Origin of the sequence: Flavobacterium aquicola, from assembly GCF_003385115.1 — a bacterium.
Lineage (GTDB): Bacteria > Bacteroidota > Bacteroidia > Flavobacteriales > Flavobacteriaceae > Flavobacterium > Flavobacterium aquicola.
Genome location: NZ_QUNI01000011.1, coordinates 65,508 through 89,209, shown reverse-complemented (window position 1 = coordinate 89,209; position 23,702 = coordinate 65,508). Strand labels below are relative to the sequence as shown.

Sequence of the window (23,702 nt, the reverse complement as noted above, 5' to 3'; positions counted from 1 at the left end):
AATGATTATTCCTGTTTTGTTTTTTCAGCTTCTTTTTTGATTTTTTCAGGCAATACTGCGCGATGAATTTTTCCAATTACTTTTTTGGAAGAAAAATTGAGAATTATAATTATGATGCTTGTAATACTCGTCACAGCATTGGTTACAATGAGAGGCCAGTCTTCTTTCATAATTCCATAACTTACCCATAGTAAAGTTCCCGTGAGCAGAATAATATAAGTAGTTACGGAGATATGTTCAGTTGATTGTTCCCGTATTATAACATAGGCTTGAGGAATATTGGCAGCTGTAGTAAATACGGCGGCAAGTATTCCGATAATATTAATATCCATTACAGTCAGTTTTTGAAATTATGCTTGTCAAATTTAAGCTGCCTGACAAATTACTCTGTTATAGATATTTATCCAGATATTATATGATTACGGTTTTTAGAATCGAATGTCTGAGGATTATTTTTTTTGTTTTATTTCATGAATATCTCTTTTCAGTTCTAAGAACATTTCTTTTACAGTATCAGTTTCTGATGTTAAATGTTTAGTATCATCTCTGCCTATGTGGCATACATATTCCCAAATTTCCAAGATATCAGAAAGTTTGATCTCATAAGGACTGTAAATAATATTATCTGAAACTACAGTCAGCGAATTATCATTTGCAGCACCGAGCCGTTTATAAGTAATTCCTTCGCTGGATGTAATGAATATATAGGTTTTATTCTGTTTTATTTCTCCAAGATTATCAACATATTTTCCAACTACAAAAGATTTATTTGTATGAGGTGGCATCGAATCACCATTTATTGGAAAAGCCCTCATTTTGCCAGACCCCAAAAAGGGTAATGCTATCTGCTGCAGATTTTCTATATACTCCGCATCAGCATAACCGCTCAGATAGCCCGCTTGAGCTTTGTGCGGTATAATTTCTATGAGATTGTTCCCATCTGAATCAACAGTTATGGGTAAAACAATTCGATTGTCTTCTAATTGCAGCAGATTATCAATAGAAATTTTCCGTAAATCAATCGTTAAAAGCAAATCGATACTAATGTGGTAATAGCGCGAAATAATCACCAATGTTTCGGCAGGAGGCGTGTTTTTGCCATATTCATATTTCTTATAACGGTCTAGGGGCAGAATCATTCCGTCTGCTACTTCTTGTTGAGAAAAATTCCGCCTGCTTCGGAGCCATTTTAGATTGTCAGAAATATATAACATACGTTAAAGGGATTTTAAGTCACTACAAATATAATTATTAAAGTGATTTTAAGTCCTAATTTTGTAAAATATTTTATTATTTAAAATTTAAATAACAGATAGTTACAAGAACACGAATACTATTCACAAGAAAAACTATGAAAAAGCAGGAATACGCCATAGTAGATATAGAAACCACTGGAGGCAATGCCAGAGGAAGCCGTATTACAGAAATAGCTATTGTTATCCATGATGGGACCAAAGTAATTGACCGCTGGGAAACTCTTGTAAATCCTCAAAAGGAAATACCGCTTCCTATTTTTGCGCTGACAGGAATCGATAATGAAATGGTGTGCGATGCTCCCATTTTTGATGATATTTCGGGAAAAGTATTTGAGATGCTTACCGATCGTATTTTTGTAGCACATAATGTAAATTTTGATTATTCTTTTGTCCGCCATCAGCTGGAAGAATCGGGTTTTAAATGGACGGCAAGAAAGCTTTGTACCGTTAGAGCGGCTAGAAAAATCAAATCAGGATTAAGTTCCTACAGCTTAGGAAATCTTTGCAGTTCATTAGATATAAATATAGAAAACCGCCATCGTGCTGGAGGTGATGCTGATGCAACAACGATATTATTTTCCAAATTACTCGAATGGGATACTGAAGGTGAGATGGAAAAAATGATTAAAAAAACATCGCAGGATCAGCGTCTCCCGCCAAATTTGCCCCCTGAGGATTTTGAACAGCTGCCTGAGAAGATAGGAGTGTATTATTTTTATAACCAAGTTAATAAAGTGATTTATGTAGGGAAAGCGGTTAACTTAAAAAAGCGTGTAGCTTCTCATTTCAGCGGTCATAATGTGAACGCACAAAGACAAAATTTCTTAAAAGACATCTACGGCATTTCTTTTGAAGTATGCGGTACCGAGCTCATGGCGTTATTGCTCGAATGTGACGAAATTAAGAGGCTGTGGCCAATGTATAATCGGGCATTAAAGCGTTTTGAACCTAAATTTGGATTGTATGAATATGAAGCCCGAAACGGTTATAAGTATTTGGCAATTGGAAAACTAACCAAATTTCAGAAGTGTATTCAGGAGTTTAATAGCCAGTATGATGGTATAACAGTACTGCAAAACCTCTCACAACAGTTTAAAATTGATAATAGATTCTGCCAATACGGTATGTCGATAGTTGGAGAATTTTTTCAAAAGAATGATACTGCAAATTGGCCTGATGTAGAGAATCACAACAGACAAATCGAAAAGGCCATTGACTGTTTGCTAGAAAGTAGACCCAGTTTTGTTATTATTGATAAAGGGAAAAATATAGAAGAACACAGCTGTATCTGGGTAGAAAACGGACAATTCTATGGAATGGGTTATTTCTCGTCAGATGCGGGTTTTATGGAACCTTCGGAAATAAAAGACTGTGTCACTCTTTACCGAAGCAATCAATATAGTATGCATTTAATTTATGCGTATGTGGAGAAATATCCAGGAAAAGTGAAACGCTTCTAAGCGCAAATATGCCTCAAAAAAATAATAATTATGATTCTCTTTGATGATACTGAAATGTTCTCATCTGGTACAGCTGGCAAAATTGTATTCGATGCTCCAGATGTTGATCTAATGCTGATCGATAGATTTTTTACTAAAGAAGAATCAGATAATTATTATACTATTTTATTAAACAATACAGTATGGCGTGAATACGAAATGCCTATGTATGACAAAATAGTGACAGCGCCCCGTATGATTGCGTGGTATGATGAGAGAGATAATAATTCTGGAAAATCTTATTGGCCTAAAGAGTTAAGAACAATTAAAGCCAGAGTAGAAAATGAGATTCAAATGAATTTTAATGCTGTTTTACTTAATCTTTATAGAAATGGTAAAGACGGTGTTTCATGGCATAGCGACAAGACACAAAGTGAGAATAAAGATATGAACATTGCATCGGTTACATTTGGAGAAACCCGTATGTTTCGATTGCGTCACAAATTCCTGAAACATCAGCCACAGATTGAGATTCCTTTGCATCACGGTTCATTCCTATTGATGGCAGGAAAAACAAACAGTTTTTGGGAACATCAAGTACCCAAAACGGGCAGGGAAGTACTCCCTAGAATTAACCTTACTTTTAGACAGGTTCATTAGACTAAGTTTCCAAAGAATTTTAGTAATCAAAAGAAAATTATAATTCTGGCGTATTCACAAATTATGTGTTATTTTTGAGTCTATTCGAGAAGACTATGAAAAATTTTATTTCGATTTCAGCTGCATTTATTTTGTTAGCATGCCAAAATGGTTCTGATACACTTGTAACACGTTTCAGTCTGCCTAAAAAGCTAAAAGAAGTTTCCGGAATTACTTATTTTTCCGAAACAAATTTGATTTATACAATTGAAGACAGCGGAAATGCCAATTCAATATATGTTTTAAATACGCATGGAAAGATTGATAAAACTGTTACGATTACAAATGCACTAAATGTAGATTGGGAAGATATCACTAAAGATAAAAAAGGTAATATTTACATTGGAGATTTTGGAAACAATGATAGTGAACGCAAAGATTTATGTATATATAAAGTTTCCAAAGGTGAACTAAATAAAGAAAATGCAGTTTCAGAATATAAAGTTTCGTTTTCATATCCTGAACAGACTGAATTTCCTCCAAAGAAAAAAGAACTATTCTATGATGTCGAAAGTTTTTTTGAGTACCAAAATTACTTCTATCTTTTTACAAAAAACAGAAGCAAAGGTTTTGACGGAACAGCTTTCATTTATAAAATTAAAAATGCACCGGGAACTCAAAAAGCAATAAAAATTGGTAAATTTAAGACCTGTGATAATTACAATCATTGCGTTCTGACAAGTGCAGCGATCAGCCCTGATGGGAAAAAAGTCGCTTTGTTAAGTCATGATAAAATTGTTTTATTCCAAAATTTCAAAGGAGATTTGTTTCATAAAGGTTCTCAAACCGAATTAAAACTGAATCACTTTTCGCAAAAAGAAGCCATGGTTTTCAAAGACAATAACACTATTTTAATTGCCGACGAAAAAACAAATAAGGTAGGAGGCAAGGTTTATGAGTTTAAGTTGAAGTAACTGAGTTTCTAAGTTATTGTCTTAGAAACTTAGAAACTCCCCCTAAAAACTATATGCCGCTCCAAAAATAACTCTGCCGGTTTCTTCAGGAGATTTAAAATAGGAAATGCGTGCTGTTATAGTATTGACGGCATTTAACCAGAGTCCGCCACCATAATCATTGTGCCATTTTCTGGAATTTTCGTCTTCAAGCCATATTCTTCCATAATCGAAACCGCCCAAAATTCCGTATGTCATCGGAACAATTGTACGCTGGATTTTGCCAATACTAAGTCGTAAATCAGTGCTTTGAGAAAAATAGGAATTTCCTAAAAATCGCTCGTTTCTATACCCGCGTAAATCTTTGTCACCGCCTAAAACAGCGCCTTGGTAAAACTCATAATTATCATTGAAAATTGTTTTCCCTTTAATATAAGTAGCCAAAATTAATTTTCCGTTTTTGTCAATTTTATGGGTAAAACCTAATAAGCTTTCGAGTGAAGGGAAGTTTTGTTTAGTGTCTTCTAAATTAGCAGTCCAGCTGGCTTCGATGGCAAAAGCCATTCCTAAATTGGGTTTTGCCTTAAAATCAGAATTTTTAAAATTATATCTGATTCGGGCACCGCCAAAAGTCTGATTATTAAAAACATCAGAATTAATACCGTCAAGAGTGTTTATAAATCGTCCTTCGGTATCTTCTACTTTCATCTTTTCTAAAAATGGCTGAAAATAAAATTCACTTCCGTAACGGCCTACATGGCGGATAGCGCCAGCAGCTTTTAACTGCTGGATGCGGACTCTGTTATAATCCATTCCCGTTTCCTTATCATAATTTTGAGTTTCGTTTCCGTATCCAAAATAGTTTATTGCAAAATTGGGTGTAGTATATTGTGATTCCACATCGATAACCCATTTTCCCAACAAGCCTGGAAAATGTGCAACATAATTAAATTCAAGACCGCCAGTTGCAAAGTAGTAAAAGGCATTTAAAACATGTCTTTGGGTATAGGGATTCTGCTTGAAATTATTAACGGTATAATTGATATTCACCCCCATTTTAACACCATCATCAGGATTATAACCAATGTTGGGAAGACCCGAAATGACATTGTATTTTGGTCTTTCATAATTGTATGAATTGACATCGTAATCGTCAGTCAGCTGTTTTTGTGTTTTAGAATCCAGATTATAGGTATTTTCTTTGGATTTAAAATCATATACAATTATTCTTTTTCCATTGCTAATGTTATAAGTGTCATTATTTTGCCCGCCGATCAACCTAATTTTTATATTCGATTTGTGGTTACCAATAACTTCAAAAATATCATTATCATCCAAACCATAAATCCATAGATTTTCAGTTTTGGCATCGGTTACATTTTTGGTGTAAATTAATTCATCGCTTTCTTTTTTGGTTCTAAAAACCTGAATTTCGATATTTTTATCAGCGTTATGATTAATAATGAATTTGTCTTTTTTATCGGTTCCCGCTATCATTACGGTATGACATAAAACATTAAAATATTCCGAGGCATATTTCTGCAGTTCTTTTTTTCTGTTTTTTAATTTGGCCTTAATATCTTCAATGGTTTCATCCTGAACCTCTTTTGGAAGTGATTTAAAAGCATTGTCAATATCCTTATCGGTTAAATTCTCTTGGATATATTTGGCTTGGGCCAACCAATCTTTTTCCTCAGAAGTTCTAAGAAAAGCCAAGTCTAGCGGATAAGGTTCTCTATTAAGCCATTTTACGTTATCAATTTCATTTTTAAAAGTCCTCATGTGACGAAGTGCCGGAATATTCATTAACAGAGAAAGTAAAGTTCCGTCATATTTTGAAAAAGCCTGATCGCGGTCACGCGGAATTGGTTTGTAAATTACTTTTCCATCTTTTTTATATTCGCCCCAGCGCCATTGGTCACTGTGCCTGTCCCAATCGCCAATCAGCATGTCAAATAAACGTGCTTTTATATATTCTTTTTCATCAACCGAATATTTTTCGTCTTTGTGAAGGTTCTGCATCAAATCATCTGTGCCAATGATATTAGTCGGGTTGCCAAAATTTTTCGCATCCAAATGATTGTCCGCAGGACGCTCTTCAACCATATATAAACCATCACCGAAATTTGAGTTAAATTCTTCTAAAGCTTTTTGTTTCGGAACATAATATAAAAAAGGATTTGTATGAGCCAAACCAATTTTATCTGCCATATTACCAACAGCAAATGGCGTGTAAGGATGAGATGTTGTGTAAAAATCAAGCAGAAAATCTTCGGCATAAGTGTCGTGGAAATCATTTACAATATACTGATCTTTAAAAGCAACTGCCTGTAAAAACTGTGTGGCACTTTTTTTCATAGCACGTATTACGTATTCTCTTCCTTTCGAATCAGCTAATCGAAGTGAAATAGACTGATGACCGCCGCCTTCGCGAATGGGTTTCAAACCTCCAAAAAGAGTATCTAAAGTGACAGTTTTAGCATCAATTGGCATGCTGTAATATTTTCTATAATGATTTCCGAATAAAAATTTATGAACCAGACTTTTTTGCGTCATTTCTGGTGTATAAATCGAAGTCTTGAAACTTGGAGGAAAATTATTTGAAGTATTAGCAGCCCAATTAATTTCTTTGGCTTTTATGATTTCATGTTCAAAGAGCAGTTTTTCTTGATTGTTTTCATTTCCAAAATAAGTCACTTTTGCATCACCGCTTTTAAATAAAGTAAGCACGGCATAACCGTTTCCGCCATACGAAAAATCACTTGGGTTAACCGCTCTTGCTGCTTCGGATTTGGAACCGGCACCGCTAATAATCTGCGGGATATTTTCTTTGTAGATATATTGCAGGTTATGATCGTGTCCCGAAACTACAATTACATTTTTCTGCTTTTGCAAAAGTGTTTTAATTCGCTTGGCATAAATAGTGTATTGCTTGTTCTGTAGATCCTGCGGACTAATTCCAGATGTTTTTCGCAATAAATTAATAAAAGAACCTATTACAGGAAGCGGGATTTTTTGTTCCAAAGGATATAATTGTTTTTCCCATGAAAATTGTCCTCCATGAGTTCCATTGCTTAATAAAGGATGATGAATGGCCAGAACAACTGTTTTTTCCTGATTTTTATTCAGCAGACTTTCCAATTCATCAAAAAAACCTTCTCTGGTTTTGATGTCGCAATTGTCGTTTATTGTTGGATGATTATCCCAATCTTCAAGGAACCATTCGCTGTCAATAGTTATCAAAGTGGTAATGCTGTCAATTTTTACATCTTCGATCGGACAGCTTTTTCTTGGCATAAAGGCTTTTTTGTCATTTAAATATTTCGTTACAAAATCAGCCTGAAGTTCAAGTCCTTTGATACCATTATACCAATCATGATTTCCTGGAATTACAATCGTTTTTCCTTTAAAACCTTCAGCTAGTTTTAATTGATTCGTCAGTTTTTTTTCTGCCAATGTTTTCTCTGACGTATTGTTATCGCTGGGAAAACCTTTTGGATAAATATTATCGCCTAAAAAAAGAAGAGTGGCTTTTTTATTTGATTTTTTTAGTTTTTTATGCAATAATTCAAGCGTTTGCTGTGCTTGTTCTTCATCGGCATTTCCGGCATCTCCAACCAAATAAAAGGTGTGTGCAATTTTTATGGTATCAGTTGCGTTTTCGTTTTCATTGGTGCTCACATTTTTACCATATTGTGGTTTATGCACAGCGCAGGAACTTAGAATAAAAAGTAAAACGATAAAACGGAAACATTTATTATTTGTAGTAATAAAATGATTATCCAAAAACAATTTCATAATTTAGTAAGATTAAAATATTTTTATGAATCTCGTAGAACAATCTGAAGATTTCGTCAGCAAATTACTCAAAGATAAACTATCTAAGTTATATTCTTACCATAATATCTTTCATACTTCCAATGTAGTTGGCGCGGTTAATAAACTTTGCAGTAAGGAGAATGTTGACAGCACAGAAAAAGAAAAGCTTTTGGTTGCTGCATGGTTTCATGATGCTGGTTATGTTAATGGGGCAGAAGACCATGAAAATGAAAGCGTGAAAATTGCCGTTGCTTTTTTGAGGGAACTAGGACAGTCGGAGGTGTTTATTGCCGAAGTATCGAAACTGATCTTGGCAACCGCCAAATATTATGTACCGCAAAATCAATTGGAAAAGATTATAAAAGATGCCGATTTTGTTCATATTACCAGTTTAGAATACAATTCGACTTGTGAATTATTGCGTTCTGAACTGCAGAACACGATGAATCTTTCTTTCGATAATCTTGAATGGGCAAAAGAGAATTTAGATTTTTTAGTGAATAAACATCAATTTTATACGGCTTATGCTTTGAAAAAATGGCAGCCTTTAAAAGAGAAGAATATAGCAATGGTTCAAAAAAAACTTAATAAACAGGAATTGAAAAAAGTCAAAGAAATCGAAGAAGAAGAAAAAAAGAAAACCAAAGAAGATAAACCAGACCGGGGTATCGATACATTATTTAGAGTTACCTTGGGAAATCACACCCGTTTGAGCGGTATTGCAGACAGCAAAGCCAATATTTTACTCTCAGTAAATGCTATTATTATCTCGATTGCCCTTTCTACATTAATTCCGAAATTAGACAGCCCAAAAAATGCTCATTTGGTTATTCCAACTTTCATAATGCTGATGTCTAGTGTAATTACTATAATTTTTGCTATTCTTTCTACACGGCCAAAAGTGACCAAAGGTGTTTTTACCAAAAAAGATATTGAGGACAGGAATACAAACCTTTTGTTTTTTGGTAATTTTTATAAAATGCCTTTGAAAGACTATCAGTGGGCAATGAATGAAATGATGAAAGACCGCGAATATCTCTATAATTCATTAATTAAGGATTTGTATTTTTTAGGAATCGTTTTGGAGAAAAAATATCGTTTGCTCCGAATCGCTTATAATATTTTCATGATTGGAATTGTACTTTCAGTGATTGCTTTTATAATTGCTTTCAAAACTATTAGTCTTTAATTTTGGATAATCATCGTTTTTTATTCCTTTAAATTTTGAAAAAAAGCATCATAATTATGTAATTCATTTTACAGATTTTGGTTTTTACTTTGTACTAAACTTAAATTTTGTAATTATGAAATCTTTATCAATAATATTGTTGGTATTCGTTTTTGGTGCATGCCAAAAACAGCAAAATGAAGAAATCAGTAGAGCAAAGCAAGCTAGTATTGATTCTATGAAAACCGAAATTAATAGACAAAAAGTCATTGACTCAATGAAGTTAGAAATGGCAAAAATTGAAGAAAAAGAAGAAAAGGAACGTGCTCAGCATGTAACTGTTGTAAATCAGCCAGTAGCGGTAGCGGCTGCACCTGCTAAAAAGAAAGGATGGAGCGGCGCAGCAAAAGGAGCGGTAATAGGTGCTGGAGTTGGTGCTGCAACTGGTGCCATTGTTAGTAAGAAAAAAGGGCAGGGTGCTGTAATAGGCGGTATAGTAGGAGCAGGTGTAGGTGCCGGCACAGGTGCTATTATTGATGACAGTACCAAAAATAAAGACAAAAAATAATAAGTGTTTTTTATAATAAGGAGTCTTTGAATTTCATTTGAGATCAAAGACTCTTTTTTATGTCCGCACTTTTATATCAGGATTTTTTTTAGAGATTCGGCTATGCTTCGCCATAAAAAATTATAAAACGATTTCTCCTGTATTCGATCCAATTCTATTTTTGCTTCTTTTGATCTGCCATTTGAATCATTTTTTAGAATCAAATTAGCAACAGCACTTTTTACTTTGGCTTTTTTATCGGGGTCATTTTTTTTATAAAGAGTAACATCTAAATCTTTGTATTCTAAATTTGCATAACCATGTGCATTTTTATCATTGCCGGTAATATTAAATGAGTATGATTTAAAAACACCGTCAAAAGAGGCGTTTATGTAGGGTTTGGTAAACTGGTACATGGCCTTAATGTCAAAATTTTGAATAGTTCCTTTTATTGTAAAACGATCTTTTAGGTTAAGAACATTGAATGTCCAATGTACTTTCAATTGTGAATCTTTCATAAAACGGCAATTGATATTGATATCCACATCGGCAGTTTTTTTTATGCCATAACCGCTTTTAATGTGAGCAGCTTTCAGATTAAAATGGTCGAACGTTAATTTGGCTGGTCCTTTTTTAAAATCAATTTCTTCTTCATAAACTAATTTGGAACGTTTTACAAGGAGCGTATCAACCTGCAGCGGAAATTTGATACTGCGAAGCAATTCGTTATACAGCGGCTTTTTTGTTAGATCATCTTTGGGAATTTTATTGCGGTAAATGTTAGCGTTAACTCCATCAAGAACCAAAGATTTGGCTTTAAAGAAAAAAACTTCATCCTTAAATCCCCAATCCATTGAATTAATGTCCAATGAAGAGGCTTTAATTGTAAAAATATCTCTTTCTTTCTGCATCTTTTTCACAAATTCAGTTCGGGAATATTGAGGTAAATATTCGAAGTTTTTAATGTGAAGCGTATGATTTGCAGTTCTTATTTCGTGCGCTTTGATGGTATAAAAATCATTTGGTTTGTAGTATAAACTATCACAGTCCACAATGTATTTATCGAATAAAAAAGGAATGGGGCGTTCTAATATATCATCAGTAAGGACAATATCTTCGATGGTCGCCGTGATATTTTGAGTACTGATTATAGTTTCGTTATCCTGAACTGCGGTAACAGCTAATTTTCCTTTTAGAATATAAATATTAGATACTGCAATTATTTTATCGAATGGCTCAGTAACCTCTTTCCGAATATTTTTGGTGTTTTTGTCTTTTTTGTATAAAACAACATCAGGTTGATCAACAGTGATACTTTTTGCTTTAATAATATTATCAAAAAGTAAACTCCAAATACTAAAATTGGTTATAGTAATCGACTTAGTTTTGGCATAAACACCGATTTTAGCATCACTGTTTTTTGGTTTTATTTTAGGAAAAACAGTAATATCGGTAATTTGAATATTGCTCGGAAGCAAATCTACTTTTAACTTGTTATAAGAGATATTGTAAGGTGTCTCGTTTTTTTGTTTTATAACATTTGGAAGCTGGGTGTTCAGCCAAAGATTCAAACCAAAATTAATTAAAATCAATAATGTTAATAAAGCAATGGTTCCAAAAATGATTTTTTTAGTTAACGACATAAGGATTGGCTTTAAAACTATAAATCTAAAGTTTTAAAGCCAATCCTTATTTATATAATTAAAGGTAAGTTTTATAAGTTTTAATTTTGTTCGTTGATTAAATCCTGATATGTATTGGTATGTACCTCATCAGTAAGATTAGTATTGATGACTTTCACCCGAATGGCCCGCAAGCCTGACACACCCTGAAGTTCTTCAACTTCAAATTGTTCAATAGCAGGTTCCAGTATTTTTTTGAACTGCAGGTATTTGATGTATTTTAGATATTCGTTTTGTTCCGAGTTGTGAGAATATACAATAGTGATCTTTTCTTTTTGTGTAATTCTTTCTTTAGTGCCTTTTATGGTTGCTTTGTCAATGCGTTTTTTTACTACTTCATAGCGAGCGTTGTAAGTTCCATCGACATCAAAGCGTTTCTCATCCATCCTAAAACGAATAGAAATAGGGGAACTGAATACTAAAATCAGTGATGTAACATCTAGTTCATACGGCAAAGTAGCTTTGAGCTGATGGTGTTCCAGTTCCATTTCGCATAATGTCTGCAACTGCCACAGTCTTAAATTATTTAAATACAAATTATCAAATGGTTTTGCCGGGGCAATAGATGCGCCAATATAAAGATTATGCTCTACACCATCAGTTTTAAAACGTTCATAGTAATGCGGATAAATCTGCTGTGCTTCTATTTGTTTTTGGTCTAAAATAACAGCCAACTTTTTGTTGATAATTGACATGGTATTATCAAACTTCTTTCGTGAATGATAGAACATTCCTGTTTTTTCATCGAGGCTTTCAAAATAGTTTTGTTTTGCAGTTTCATCTTCAGTATCCATCGTTGTGTTTCTTAGGATAGGATGAATTTCGGTTTCAATATAATTCTGGATCTGCTGTTCTGTATCTGCTTTTAAAGAGGTATCGAGTTCGGCATTGAATGATTGTAATTCAAATATTCTTTGTTCCAGCAAAACAAAACTTTCATTAGATTTTTGACTTTCAAAGAGATTGATAAGAGTTTCTAATTGATTTTTCAGATCCTCTTTTACCGTTTTATTACGATGTTCTGATGAACCTTTTATATCAATCTGCCCGTATAAAGGATAGACTTCTTTAAAAATGATTTCTTTAAAAATATAATCTTTAGTTGGAGAGTTGGACTCAAAATATTTTAGTGCTTCACGCTTGAATTTCCAATATACACTGGAGTGAATAGCAGTATATTCCCTTTGTATAATGGCTTCAATCTGGTTTTGTTTATCGGTTTTATAACCTTCTAGATTATCGACCAGGTAAGGTAAAAATAAATCTAAATTGATAGCATTAATACTGTTTAAAGCGGTAGGCTGTGAGGAAACCAATTCTATAATTCCGAGAAGAGTATCGTCCTTTATAACGGGTGCAAAAATGCAGCTGCGGATGTTTTGCTGCAGCAGATGATTTCCTAGTTTTTCATTTTCTGGAATTGAAGCAAATTGTTCTACATCAGAAATGATTATGTTTTTTTTATCTTCTAAAACAGCTGTAAAACAATGACCGTAAATGCCGTTTTTACATTTCATTTCGTCAATACCGTTAAGCAGATAGCTTTTGGTCACCTTGTCATTATAAGGCGGAATGGTAAATTTTTCTTCTTCCTCATCATATAAAATGAAACCAACTCCCAAATCAGGGATTTTAAAAATAGATTTGAAAATTGATTCAAAACTTACACTTGATTGAGGCTGAGTAGATTTTACTCTCAAAAGATTACTTTTTAAATCAGAAACCGAACTTTCTCGGGTTACATCAAAAAGGCTTACTATACCGAAACCTTTTAAAATCCAGCTTCCCTGCGGAAATTTTTCTTTCCATAGATCGATATTATCAAAGTTATTCATCAAAAGAGTGATATCCTCCTGAGTAATTAACGGAGTATTTTGGGTTGGAATAATTTCAATAAAATCGGCATTATATAAAATTCTGTAATGATACATAATGCCGGCTGCTGTCGGGATATCATAGAATAAAGGTTTGTTGAAATCAAAATTCTGACCATAGCATGCGTTCAAAATCAGAATGCAATTGAGAATATAAAATTGATCTTCTTCAAAATCACGTATTTCTATGTCAAATGTCATTCCTGCATTTTGAAGAATTTTTTTAAATCTTTCGGTATAATTAAAAGTTACATTTTGAAACGGAATAGTAACCGCTTTTATCTCATTATGAGTTAAGGCAGTAGGGAAGAGGTCTGCCAGTAAATTGTGAATTAGTTCTTCGTGCTTTTTTATAAAACTAAAATCGGTAATTCCGTCTTTAAACTCTGGATAGGGTTCTATTTCTTTTAGCAATGCTTTGGCATAATTAGAGCGGTAATCCACATTGGTTGCAGCAATTTCCTCTAAGTTTTCGATCAGTTTATGAAAGGAAATCAGCGTTTGGAATGGGCTTTTTGTAAAAGGAGTAGTATTCATGATGAGCAAAGATGTCAGAAAACAAAAATACGAATTGTTTTTTATTGGCTGATTTTTTTTTGCGAATGCTCAGGGCAATCGCTTTTAAAAGTTTCCGCCACAAATTCACTAATGAATCACGAATTATAACGTGTTAATTACTCGAATTATTAAAGCTGATAGAATTCGTCTAATTCGATTTCAATTTCTATGAGAATTAGTGACAATTGGTGTAATTCGTGGCTAATTTTTTTTAAAAGCAGCTAATTGAGTCTCTTAAATCTTCTTTTTGGTTATTCCTGTCCGAGGGAAAAACACTGCCATATCATCGATTTTTCTTTCGTAGCCATGCTCAGAAGCAAACCTGTTTTTGTATTTAGCATATTGATAATCCCTCAGGGCATCGGTATAATTGTCGTAATCGCCCACTATTTTAATATTTATGAGCTGGTTTTCGATCGATTTTATTTTGAACAGCATTTGCGAAGCTTGGAAACGATTGTTATAATCACGATTAAATTCCTCCCAGTCCACCTCGGTAGAGCTCAATTGAGGGACATTATCATGGTAGTTTTTTACCTTGTCGATCAGTAATTTGTTCTTCTCTTTTACTCTTCCATATTTTCGATGCTCTGCCGGAGTAAGATTTACAGACATGTCCTCTAAAGCTGTAGTCAAAACGGCCAAGGCCTGGTTTATATCGTGAATCTGTTTGTCCGAAAAATGAACTTTACCTAAATTGTCTATTGGCATACGGTATTTTATTTGAATATTTTATCTAAAATTAAGCAAATTGTTTAAAATTTTAAGTATTTGATTCAAAATTTTATTTCATATAATTAAAATTTTAATAATGCTCATTAAAATTTATTATTTATTATTTAAAAGTTTAAACTTTTTGTTTAAAATTTTAATAAACATTATTAAAAATTTAGTGTTTTATATTAAATTTTTAATGAGTATTTGTATTATTTTAATACTACTATTTAAAACATGGCGGTGTCTTGACAGCATAGCTTCAAATCATCTTAAGAGTGTTTAGCAAAGGCAGCGTTCGCAGGGTATACTATTGGGTATGTAAAAATCTTCTGAATTTTAAAAACATAAAATTTCCGCTATTAGATATATATCATGCGGGATTGCCTTGAATTTGGTTTTTTATCAGAATAAAACAGTAACAACAACGTTCCTTATATAAACAAAACTATATATGGGGGCATTTAATTTTATGACGGCGGAGATAGCTATGGATTTGGGAACAGCAAATACGTTAATATATTATGATGGAAAAATCGTAGTCGACAGTCCGTCGATTGTAGCAAGAGATATTAGAAATGGGAAAATTATTGCAGTAGGAAAAGAGGCCAATTTAATGCAGGGCAAGACACATGAAAACATTCGAACAATCAGGCCGTTGAAAGATGGAGTTATTGCAGATTTTGATGCATCAGAGAAAATGATTAATTGGTTTATAAAAAGCATACCTGAATTAAAGAGAAGTTTTTTTACTCCCGCGCTCCGGATGGTAGTGTGCATTCCCAGCGGCATTACTGAGGTTGAAATGAGAGCAGTAAAAGAATCATGCGAACGCGTAAACGGTAAAGAAGTGTTTTTGATTCATGAACCTATGGCAGCTGCTATCGGAATTGGAATCGATGTCATGCAGCCAAAAGGCCATATCATTGTAGATATTGGAGGAGGTACCACAGAAATTGCTGTTATTGCTCTGGGAGGAATAAATTGTGATAAATCGATAAAAATTGCTGGTGATGTTTTTACAAATGATATAGTATATTATATGAGGACACATCATAATCTGTATGTTGGAGAAGCGACTGCCGAGGCCATAAAAATTGATGTTGGTGCTGCCACAGAAGATCTTGAAGATGCGCCAGATGATATTACAGTCCGAGGAAGGGATTTGCTTACCGGGAAACCAAAGGAGGTCATCGTAAGTTTTAGGGAAATTGCAAAAGCTCTGGATAAATCTATACAACGAATAGAAGATGCTATTATGGTCACTCTTTCATTGACGCCCCCAGAATTGGCTGCTGACATTTACAATACAGGATTGTATCTTGCAGGAGGAGGAGCAATGCTTCGCGGTCTTGACCAAAGGATCTCAAAGAAGACCGAACTGCCTGTTTTTATCGCGCAGGATCCTTTAAGAGCAGTTGTTATTGGGACTGGTATTGTCTTAAAAGATATAGATAAGTATAAAAGCGTACTGATAAAATAATAGGTCTGTATACTAATTACACTATTGAAAGTCCAGATAAAATCTCAGCAATCGAAAAATGAGCACCGCAGACAAATTCATCGGCGGCTCCGTAATATATTGTTAGTAAATCCCCATTCACAATATGACCGTTTGTAAAAACTACATAACCAAAAAAACCGCTGAGCTCGTAGTTTTCCTTGGGCATCATTATTGGATCGAGCGAGCGGGCAATTACCTGGGAAGGGTTTTCCAGATCCATAAGGAATGCTCCCAGACAATATCTATTGTCAGCATCTGCACCGTGGTAAATTTCCAGCCATCCTTTTTCAGTTCGTATTGGTGCTGCGCCGGCACCCACTCTGGCGCTGTCCCATTGTCCTTGGCGTGTTTTTATAATGCACTTATGGTTTCCCCAATGAATACCGTCGTGAGATTCAGCAAGCCAAATATAATTACCGCCAATCTGCGGACTTGAAGGACGGTGCAAAGCATAATATTTGCCATTAATAAGCTCTTCAAAAATTGCACAGTCCTTATTATGAGGCGGCAGAATCATTCCTGCTGATTCAAAATGCTGCCAGTTTTTGGTAGTACGTAATCCCACACCGACACCATTTTCTGAAACGGCGGTGTAGGTGAGATAATAGGTTTCTCCAATTTTACTTACTCGGCAGTCTTCAATACCAAACTGCTCTAGAATTCCGGAACCCATTATAATTTCTGTATTTTCGGGTTCATGAAAATTTACTCCATCTGTACTGCAGACTAATCTCAAGTGTGAGATAGTAGTTAGGTAATCAAGCCCTTTGTAATTAATTACCCTAACATCATTTGCTATTAAATCTGGGTCATTAAGCGGTATTTCTATGATTTCTATTTTCCCTAATTTATTGACAATTGGAAAAAAGACAACGCCTTCCTTTTGAGCAACCGATTCGGCCACCCTTACCAATAGCCAGATTTTATTTTCAAATTGAAATACGCCAGGGTTGAGCAGGCTGATAATCTGCATTTCAGCGGTACTTGACTTTAAGTCTTTTGGCATTAATAAAGGATTCTCTGGAAAACGGCGGGCGATATCGCTCATAAATGTTTTTTTTAGTTATTAAAATTTAATAGCTGTCCTTCACTTTTTGGATAGTTCTAATAAAGTAAAACAATTAAAACGGATAACGTTTTATGAATTTTAAATCGAATTTTACAAAATTCCCATCGAGGATTATTTATAGACTGTATGCAACAGAATAAAGAAAAGTCTAAACTTATTGCTCCTATAAAAATGGTGCAGCTGTAACATATGCAGCTACACCATCTGATTTAAATAATTTTCTTTAAAGAGTTTCTTCTGAAACCCAGGTTACGGCTTCGTTATATTGTTCTTTTTTAAAACCTTTAAATTCTCCCGGAACAAAATAACTGAATCCATTGGTAAAAGTTATAGCAGTATCGGAGTCAGTTACGATTGCTGCCCGATTCCATTTGGCAATATTTTTCAGTCCTAATAAAGCGTCCTGAACCCAAGCGCCCGCAGTAAAATTTTCTATCGCTGTATCGAGATATAATAGAAAATTAATATGGCCGATGGATGATATAACACGCTCGACTTCTGGTATTACTACATTTTCGTAGTCTTCTTTTGTTACTTCTCCTGTTGCTCGGAATGCAGCAACATTACTTGGAGTATTACTTTCTAACTGTATCATAATTAAAGTATTTAGTTTTGAATAAATGTAAGTACTGTATAGTATTAAGGAATTATATAATTCTCGAGAAATTTAATAGAATTCGTTCCTAATACTATTTTAAATATCTAAAAATCAATTAATAATCCTGTTGAATTATATAAAATAAACAGGAAAATCTGCAGCTTTTCTTATAGGAAGGCTTATACATTTGGATTATACATTAATTTAAAAAAATGAAATCATGAAAACAGTATTCAAATCAAAATTAGCAGCGATTGCGCTTATAGCTTCATTTCTATTTGCTTGTAAATCCAATACAGCTGCAAACACAGATGACCTGATGATTGAGTCAGATACAACAGCAGTAATTTCAGGAACAAATAAAAACGCTTCTGATACCATAACTTCAGGGACTGACAGCAACAGCGGTACGCAGCAGAATGATCCAATAGTAGATACTACAAAAACATCAAATAAGTAAATTAAAAAAACGATTTTATGATGATATGTTCTGTCTATTTTGAAGTCCTTTAGGCATAAGTTCTAGAGGACTTTTGTTTTTTGGCGACAGAATAAATATGGTCATTTTTAGGTTTATTGTAAGTTTAAACTTTGCTGATATCTAATCTGGATTAATGACTTCTCTATTCCTTCTAGCTGGTTTTGAAGCAGTAATGAAAGTGCTGCATCAAGTTTAATTTCATGCAGTGCCAATTTATAGTTCTGAATGAGTTTTTCCTCTGCTTCAATGCATGCTGGAAAAAATAATTGAAGACTGAAAACTTCTTCCAGATTATCAGATGATTTTTTCGTCAGAGATTCTTCGGGATCAAGGTTAGCCCGCTTCACCAAATTTTCAATTTCATGCTGCAGCTGGAGCTGATAAAATGACCGTTCACGCGAGTAAATCAGCAATGATTCCTTTATGGAAATATATTCTTCGCTTGCCGATGCTAGGTTATATTTCGAAGTACAGTTCTGAAGATTACTCAAAAGATCCTTTAATATTACGATTACTTTATCAACATTTTCCATATTTTTTATTTGTTATCCAACAGTTATTCCTTTAAAATCATCTGTAATAAACTGTTTGCTACACAGGTAAAAACACATGAAAAACTGCACCATTATTTGTTAGTCCTTCAGCAGAAATGGTTCCTTTATGATTATCAACTATTTTTTTGCATATAGCAAGACCAATGCCTGTACCAGTATATTTGCTTTCGTCATGAAGACGGCTAAATATGGTGAAAATACTTTCGGCATATTGCTGATCGAATCCTATACCGTTGTCTGTAAAAGATATTTGATAGTATTTCAATGTTCTATTTCTAAGTTTTGGAATTTCGTCCCCAGAAACTATTTTGGTCGAAATAGAAATTACCAGCGGTATATTTTCTTTGGCATATTTTAATGAATTACTTATTATGTTATTAAAAAGCTGCTGCATTTGAAAAGGAATAGCATCAACTGTAGGCAGTATTCCTCCAATTATATCAGTTTTCTTTTCTTTTAGTAATTCATCAAAATCCTGAATAGTATTTTTTAGAATGTCATTTAAATCTGTTTTTATAAATTCTTTATCCAGTTTATTAGAACGGGAAAATACAAGCAGATCATTGATTAATCTTTCCATTCTTTTTGTCGCGGCTTCTATTCTGCTGAATGACTGTTTTAAACCTGCTGGAAATAAATCGTAATGCTCTGTTCTGATTCGGGAGACAAACAATTGTACTTTGCGCAGAGGTTCTTGTAAATCATGGCTTGCCACATAGTTGAATGCAGACAATTCCTTGTTTGAAATTTCTAGGTCGAAGACTTTCTCTTCAAGCTCCTTGGCTTTTTTCAGCTCATCGGTTATATCTACGTAAATTCCCATCAGAATTGTTTCTTTGAACAAATCTGAAATCGTTTTTGCAGTAACTTTTATATACCGTAATTGTCCATCCTTTCTAATAATTCTGAAATAATAAATAAAAGCGTTTTGTCCCTCTATTATTTTTTGCTGCATTTCTTTTACCAAATGGCGGTCATCAGGATGCACGAAATCAATAAATTTTGATAAAGAAGGAAATTCTTCAAAAGAACTTCCAAGCATTTTATAGCTGTTTTTTGAAAAATATATTTTGTCTGAAAGGACATTGGTATAAAAATGGCTCAGCTGACCAATTTCTTCAGAATATTCATAGATTATTTTATTGGTAATTAATTGATTATTTGTTTTTTTTAGGTTTTTATATCCAGTTTGGATTTTCCAATACGCACCGCTGATTATTAAAACAGTTAGGAACGATGTCCATAAAAAGAAAAGCGGAGGGAGTGTCTTGTCATATTTATGGCTTGCCTGAACTGTGGCTAATTTAAAAATCCCCATGCCTTTCATCATATTTATATGCAGTAACAATACGGTAAGTACATTCTTGTTCTTTTCAGTATTAAGTTTAAATTTTTCAATACTATACTGTTCGATTGGCACTGCCAGCGGGGGAAATTTTTTATTTATGTATTCATTTAGAATACTAATATTTTTTTTCTGCGAAAAATCATCTTTAAGCTTTAGTTCTAAATTTCTATATGAATTTTGAAGTTTTATCAAGGTGCTGTTATAATGAGCGGCAGTTAAACTGTCTTTTTCAGTTATAAAATCACGCTGTTTAATTTCGACTTCATTGATATTAGAAACTAATTCAATGATAGCTAAATGTACATTATAAGACTGCATTATCTTATTTTCACTTTCAGTAGTCGCTTTAATTTTTTGATAAAAAACAGCAATTAGCACAGATAATATAATAAGAGCAATTACAAACAAAAATGTAAGCACTGTTTCTTTTTTATTATTAATGTAGAAATTATTCATTTACAATATTTTTTCATGGGTTAACTTTTTACTCACTTGAAATGATTTTCATCATATTGGTCATCAGTCAAAAATTATTTATATGGTTTTAGAGATTTAGTTATATTTTGTGAACGTCAGATTTTATTTGATATTAATTTTAGATAGATTTTTCACAGCGGGACCATTCTTCACTGTTCCATCAGCTACGAATCTGGATTCGTGACAAGGACAGTCAAAGGTTTTTTCATCTGTATTCCATTTAACAACACAGCCTAAATGCTTTCCATAAGTTTTGATTTAAGCGAAAAATAATTTTAAAATATTTTTATCAAAATTACTTAAAGCCTTAAAAAAGAAGCTTACAACTTTAATATGAAACCTTATAGGATTGCCATAAAGTGCTGAATATTATAAACTCAATATATAATTATGTAAATTATTGTAGTGGTGACATTCTAAATTTGGTACGTAATAAACAGAAAAGGTATGTCACTTCAAAAGTATAATCAAAAACGCAATTTCACTGCTACCGATGAACCTCAGGGTAAAGTGGACAGATCAGAATCTGAATTAATTTTCGTGGTGCAGAAGCACGCAGCGTCTCATCTGCATTATGATTTTCGGTTGGAAATGGAGGGAGTTTTAAAGAGTTGGGCCGTTCCAAAAGGTCCCTCATTAGATCCCGAAATAAAACGTTTGGCAATGATGGTCGAAGATCATCCTTACAGCTATAAAGATTTTGAAGGAAACATTCCCGAAGGCAATTATGGTGCGGGAAATGTAATTGTCTGGGATAATGGAATCTATCTTCCGTCTGATGAAGATTTCAAAGGAACTGCCGAAAATAAACTATTAGCAGATTTAGCAAAAGGACATTTGAGCTTTACGCTAAAAGGTAAAAAACTGAAAGGTGATTTCTCATTGGTCAAATTAAAAGGCAAACAGGAAAATGCTTGGCTTCTTATCAAAAAAGAAGACAAATATGTTTCTAAGGACGATATTCTTGTTAAAGACAAATCGGTTATTTCAAAACTCAGTCTTGACATTCTAGAAAAGCAGAAAGCAAAAAATGTGAAAGAAAAAATTGTTGGTAAAAAACAGTTAAATGATGCCAAAGCTGGAGTTGACATAAAAAATAATTCTTCAAAAGAAGCACTTGTTTTTCATAAACCAATGTTAGCAGGTCTGGTTGAAAAACCTTTTGACAATGCCGATTGGGTTTTTGAAAACAAATACGACGGCTATCGCACTCTTGCTGTTATTAATGATGAAAATGTACAGCTCTTCAGCAGAAATGAGATTTCATTCACCAAAAATTTTAAGGCTGTTGCCGATGATCTTCAAAAACTGAATCATCGGGTGATTTTGGATGGAGAAGTGGTAGTAGAGGATGAATCTGGCCGTTCTAATTTTCAATTACTGCAGAATTATCTGAAAACCGGAAAAGGGAAAATCAAATATTATGTCTTTGATATTTTAAACCTTGATGGCAGCGACACCACCCAATTGACTTTATTGGAACGGAAAGAACTGCTGCAACTGCTTTTGGCAAAGTTTAAATTCTCGGCCGTTTTTTATTCTGATCATATTCACGAAAAAGGGATAGATTTTTTAGCGCTTGCCGCCAAAAAGGAAAGCGAGGGAATCATCGCCAAAAAGGCTGACAGTGTTTACAGCATAGGAAAACGAACTGGTGATTGGCTCAAAATAAAATTATCCCAGCAGGAAGAAGCCGTCATTATAGGAATTACTGAACCTAAAAACTCACGCAGCTATTTTGGCGCACTGTTGCTGGGGCAATATGAAAACGGTATATTAAAATTTATTGGCAAATGCGGCACTGGTTTTACACAAGAAACGCTCAAAGAACTACACGCCAAATTCGCTCCTCATTTTATTAAGGAATCGCCACTGGAAGAAAAAGTACCGCTTCGGGACAAGATTCAGTGGATAAAACCAAAATTCATCTGCCAAGTAAAATTTGCCGAATGGACGCAGGATAATCATCTGCGCCAGCCAGTATATTTAGGATTGCGGATTGATAAAAAAGCCAAAGAAGTGTCTTTTGCAGGAAAAAATAAAGAAACTGTTATGGAACAAAATAAAGAAGAAATGGAAAAGAAAGAATCAGCCGAAACGGAAAATGATTACGATTTAAAAGTCGGTAAAACAACGCTTCATTTGACCAATCAGAACAAAATTTATTTTCCGGATGACGCTGTTACAAAAGGAGATGTAGTAAACTATTACAGCGAAATTTCAGATTTAATTCTACCATATTTAAAAGACCGGCCACAGTCGATGTATCGTTTTCCCAGCGGTATAAACCAAACTGGTTTTTATCAGAAAGATGTTGATCTGGACAAAATTCCTTCTTGGCTTAAAACCGAGAAGATTTTTTCGGAGTCTAATAATGCAGCGATTGATTATCTAATCTGTAATGATAAAGCGACTTTATTGTTTATGGCAAATCTAGGCTGTATTGATATTAATCCCTGGAATTCAACAATCAGACATATAGACAATCCAGATTGGGTTGTAATCGATATCGATCCTGAAAAAGATGATTTTAAAGAAGTCGTAAAAACAGCCCTCGCAGTCAAGGAAGTTATGGACAGCTTTGAAACAGAATGTTATTGTAAGACTTCAGGTGCTTCTGGGCTTCATGTTTATATACCGCTGGGAGGCAAATATGATTATGATTCGGTGAAATTATTTGCCGAGCTTATTGCCCGCGTAGTCAATTCAAAACTGCCGGAAACAACCACATTGGAACGAAGCATCAAGAAACGAAATCACAAAATATATATCGACTATCTGCAAAATAGAAAAGGGCAGACGCTTGTTGCTCCATATTCGGTACGGCCAAAGCCTGGCGCAACAGTTTCAACACCGCTGGAATGGAGTGAGGTCAATGCTAAACTGTCGCCTTCGCAGTTTACGATCAAAAATGTAATAAAACGTTTTGAGAAAAAAGGCGATTTATGGAAACCCGTTTTAGGAAAAGGTGCCGATATTAAGGCTGTAATCGAGAATATTTCTTAAGTAATTAAACACTCTT

Annotated in this window: 19 protein-coding genes; 8 read left to right on the top strand and 11 right to left on the bottom strand. The window is 33.9% G+C overall.

The window, feature by feature from the left end:
• Positions 1–5 precede the first annotated feature (5 nt).
• Together C8P67_RS16825 and C8P67_RS16820 are read right to left on the bottom strand one after the other, a co-directional pair.
• Complete coding sequence (locus tag C8P67_RS16825; protein WP_115814348.1) at positions 6–332, bottom strand: SemiSWEET family sugar transporter; 327 nt, start codon at positions 330–332, stop codon at positions 6–8.
• A gap of 117 nt (positions 333–449) precedes the next feature.
• Entirely contained in the window at positions 450–1,214 is a 765-nt protein-coding gene (locus C8P67_RS16820) for an XRE family transcriptional regulator (RefSeq protein WP_115814347.1), read from the bottom strand.
• Between the two features lie 137 nt (positions 1,215–1,351).
• Here C8P67_RS16820 and C8P67_RS16815 point away from each other — a divergent pair, with 137 nt between their 5' ends.
• The 3 genes from C8P67_RS16815 to C8P67_RS16805 all read left to right on the top strand — a co-directional run bounded on the left by C8P67_RS16815 (position 1,352) and on the right by C8P67_RS16805 (position 4,308).
• On the top strand, positions 1,352–2,716 hold the full coding sequence (locus tag C8P67_RS16815) for an exonuclease domain-containing protein (RefSeq protein WP_115814346.1): 1,365 nt from the start codon (positions 1,352–1,354) through the stop codon (positions 2,714–2,716).
• A gap of 30 nt (positions 2,717–2,746) precedes the next feature.
• Positions 2,747–3,355 (top strand): alpha-ketoglutarate-dependent dioxygenase AlkB family protein, encoded by a 609-nt coding sequence (locus C8P67_RS16810; RefSeq protein WP_115814345.1) that lies wholly within the window; start codon positions 2,747–2,749, stop codon positions 3,353–3,355.
• A gap of 95 nt (positions 3,356–3,450) precedes the next feature.
• Positions 3,451–4,308, top strand: coding sequence for an esterase-like activity of phytase family protein (locus tag C8P67_RS16805; RefSeq protein WP_115814344.1), 858 nt, complete (start codon positions 3,451–3,453; stop codon positions 4,306–4,308).
• 42 nt (positions 4,309–4,350) lie between these two features.
• On the opposite strand, the gene C8P67_RS16800 is transcribed toward C8P67_RS16805, so the two are convergent.
• Positions 4,351–8,085: a metallophosphoesterase gene (locus C8P67_RS16800; protein ID WP_115814343.1), complete on the bottom strand. Its 3,735-nt coding sequence runs from the start codon at positions 8,083–8,085 to the stop codon at positions 4,351–4,353.
• Between the two features lie 25 nt (positions 8,086–8,110).
• Between C8P67_RS16800 and C8P67_RS16795 the strand changes: the two genes are divergently transcribed.
• Both C8P67_RS16795 and C8P67_RS16790 read left to right on the top strand, forming a co-directional pair.
• A complete protein-coding gene (locus C8P67_RS16795; protein WP_115814342.1) occupies positions 8,111–9,295 on the top strand; it encodes a Pycsar system effector family protein in 1,185 nt (394 codons plus the stop codon).
• A 115-nt stretch (positions 9,296–9,410) separates the two neighbouring features.
• On the top strand, positions 9,411–9,842 hold the full coding sequence (locus C8P67_RS16790) for a glycine zipper family protein (protein WP_115814341.1): 432 nt from the start codon (positions 9,411–9,413) through the stop codon (positions 9,840–9,842).
• Positions 9,843–9,913: 71 nt separating this feature from the next.
• Here C8P67_RS16790 and C8P67_RS22360 read toward each other — a convergent pair whose 3' ends face one another.
• The 3 genes from C8P67_RS22360 to C8P67_RS16775 form a co-directional block, all read right to left on the bottom strand.
• Positions 9,914–11,464, bottom strand: coding sequence for a hypothetical protein (locus C8P67_RS22360; RefSeq protein WP_245980485.1), 1,551 nt, complete (start codon positions 11,462–11,464; stop codon positions 9,914–9,916).
• Positions 11,465–11,544: 80 nt separating this feature from the next.
• On the bottom strand, positions 11,545–13,914 hold the full coding sequence (locus C8P67_RS16780; protein ID WP_115814340.1) for a GAF domain-containing protein: 2,370 nt from the start codon (positions 13,912–13,914) through the stop codon (positions 11,545–11,547).
• A gap of 255 nt (positions 13,915–14,169) precedes the next feature.
• The gene (locus tag C8P67_RS16775; protein WP_115814339.1) at positions 14,170–14,646 is read right to left on the bottom strand and encodes a hypothetical protein; all 477 of its coding nucleotides are present in this window, start codon (positions 14,644–14,646) and stop codon (positions 14,170–14,172) included.
• Positions 14,647–15,103: 457 nt separating this feature from the next.
• Between C8P67_RS16775 and C8P67_RS16770 the strand changes: the two genes are divergently transcribed.
• On the top strand, positions 15,104–16,132 hold the full coding sequence (locus C8P67_RS16770; protein ID WP_115814338.1) for a rod shape-determining protein: 1,029 nt from the start codon (positions 15,104–15,106) through the stop codon (positions 16,130–16,132).
• Between the two features lie 16 nt (positions 16,133–16,148).
• Here the strand turns inward: C8P67_RS16770 and C8P67_RS16765 are convergent, their stop codons facing one another.
• Complete coding sequence (locus C8P67_RS16765) at positions 16,149–17,201, bottom strand: glycoside hydrolase family 130 protein (protein WP_115814337.1); 1,053 nt, start codon at positions 17,199–17,201, stop codon at positions 16,149–16,151.
• A gap of 244 nt (positions 17,202–17,445) precedes the next feature.
• Positions 17,446–17,817: a SpoIIAA family protein gene (locus C8P67_RS16760; RefSeq protein ID WP_115814336.1), complete on the bottom strand. Its 372-nt coding sequence runs from the start codon at positions 17,815–17,817 to the stop codon at positions 17,446–17,448.
• A 223-nt stretch (positions 17,818–18,040) separates the two neighbouring features.
• Between C8P67_RS16760 and C8P67_RS16755 the strand changes: the two genes are divergently transcribed.
• Positions 18,041–18,280: a hypothetical protein gene (locus C8P67_RS16755; RefSeq protein WP_115814335.1), complete on the top strand. Its 240-nt coding sequence runs from the start codon at positions 18,041–18,043 to the stop codon at positions 18,278–18,280.
• A gap of 113 nt (positions 18,281–18,393) precedes the next feature.
• Here C8P67_RS16755 and C8P67_RS16750 read toward each other — a convergent pair whose 3' ends face one another.
• The 3 genes from C8P67_RS16750 to C8P67_RS16740 all read right to left on the bottom strand — a co-directional run bounded on the left by C8P67_RS16750 (position 18,394) and on the right by C8P67_RS16740 (position 20,938).
• Complete coding sequence (locus C8P67_RS16750) at positions 18,394–18,834, bottom strand: hypothetical protein (RefSeq protein ID WP_115814334.1); 441 nt, start codon at positions 18,832–18,834, stop codon at positions 18,394–18,396.
• 58 nt (positions 18,835–18,892) lie between these two features.
• The gene (locus tag C8P67_RS16745; RefSeq protein ID WP_115814333.1) at positions 18,893–20,659 is read right to left on the bottom strand and encodes an ATP-binding protein; all 1,767 of its coding nucleotides are present in this window, start codon (positions 20,657–20,659) and stop codon (positions 18,893–18,895) included.
• Positions 20,660–20,782: 123 nt separating this feature from the next.
• Entirely contained in the window at positions 20,783–20,938 is a 156-nt protein-coding gene (locus C8P67_RS16740) for a Rieske 2Fe-2S domain-containing protein (RefSeq protein ID WP_115814417.1), read from the bottom strand.
• Positions 20,939–21,127: 189 nt separating this feature from the next.
• Here C8P67_RS16740 and ligD point away from each other — a divergent pair, with 189 nt between their 5' ends.
• Positions 21,128–23,686 carry a DNA ligase D gene (gene ligD, locus C8P67_RS16735; RefSeq protein ID WP_115814332.1) on the top strand — a complete coding sequence of 853 codons (2,559 nt, stop codon included), beginning with the start codon at positions 21,128–21,130 and terminating at the stop codon, positions 23,684–23,686.
• Positions 23,687–23,702 lie beyond the last annotated feature (16 nt).

What these genes read in the sequence shown, in the direction of transcription:
- C8P67_RS16825 (WP_115814348.1), bottom strand. Translation starts at nt 332, where the DNA reads ATGGATATTAATATTATCGGAATACTTGCCGCCGTATTTACTACAGCT.
- C8P67_RS16820 (WP_115814347.1), bottom strand. Translation starts at nt 1,214, where the DNA reads ATGTTATATATTTCTGACAATCTAAAATGGCTCCGAAGCAGGCGGAAT.
- C8P67_RS16815 (WP_115814346.1), top strand. Translation starts at nt 1,352, where the DNA reads ATGAAAAAGCAGGAATACGCCATAGTAGATATAGAAACCACTGGAGGC.
- C8P67_RS16810 (WP_115814345.1), top strand. Translation starts at nt 2,747, where the DNA reads ATGATTCTCTTTGATGATACTGAAATGTTCTCATCTGGTACAGCTGGC.
- C8P67_RS16805 (WP_115814344.1), top strand. Translation starts at nt 3,451, where the DNA reads ATGAAAAATTTTATTTCGATTTCAGCTGCATTTATTTTGTTAGCATGC.
- C8P67_RS16800 (WP_115814343.1), bottom strand. Translation starts at nt 8,085, where the DNA reads ATGAAATTGTTTTTGGATAATCATTTTATTACTACAAATAATAAATGT.
- C8P67_RS16795 (WP_115814342.1), top strand. Translation starts at nt 8,111, where the DNA reads ATGAATCTCGTAGAACAATCTGAAGATTTCGTCAGCAAATTACTCAAA.
- C8P67_RS16790 (WP_115814341.1), top strand. Translation starts at nt 9,411, where the DNA reads ATGAAATCTTTATCAATAATATTGTTGGTATTCGTTTTTGGTGCATGC.
- C8P67_RS22360 (WP_245980485.1), bottom strand. Translation starts at nt 11,464, where the DNA reads ATGTCGTTAACTAAAAAAATCATTTTTGGAACCATTGCTTTATTAACA.
- C8P67_RS16780 (WP_115814340.1), bottom strand. Translation starts at nt 13,914, where the DNA reads ATGAATACTACTCCTTTTACAAAAAGCCCATTCCAAACGCTGATTTCC.
- C8P67_RS16775 (WP_115814339.1), bottom strand. Translation starts at nt 14,646, where the DNA reads ATGCCAATAGACAATTTAGGTAAAGTTCATTTTTCGGACAAACAGATT.
- C8P67_RS16770 (WP_115814338.1), top strand. Translation starts at nt 15,104, where the DNA reads ATGGGGGCATTTAATTTTATGACGGCGGAGATAGCTATGGATTTGGGA.
- C8P67_RS16765 (WP_115814337.1), bottom strand. Translation starts at nt 17,201, where the DNA reads ATGAGCGATATCGCCCGCCGTTTTCCAGAGAATCCTTTATTAATGCCA.
- C8P67_RS16760 (WP_115814336.1), bottom strand. Translation starts at nt 17,817, where the DNA reads ATGATACAGTTAGAAAGTAATACTCCAAGTAATGTTGCTGCATTCCGA.
- C8P67_RS16755 (WP_115814335.1), top strand. Translation starts at nt 18,041, where the DNA reads ATGAAAACAGTATTCAAATCAAAATTAGCAGCGATTGCGCTTATAGCT.
- C8P67_RS16750 (WP_115814334.1), bottom strand. Translation starts at nt 18,834, where the DNA reads ATGGAAAATGTTGATAAAGTAATCGTAATATTAAAGGATCTTTTGAGT.
- C8P67_RS16745 (WP_115814333.1), bottom strand. Translation starts at nt 20,659, where the DNA reads ATGAATAATTTCTACATTAATAATAAAAAAGAAACAGTGCTTACATTT.
- ligD (WP_115814332.1), top strand. Translation starts at nt 21,128, where the DNA reads ATGTCACTTCAAAAGTATAATCAAAAACGCAATTTCACTGCTACCGAT.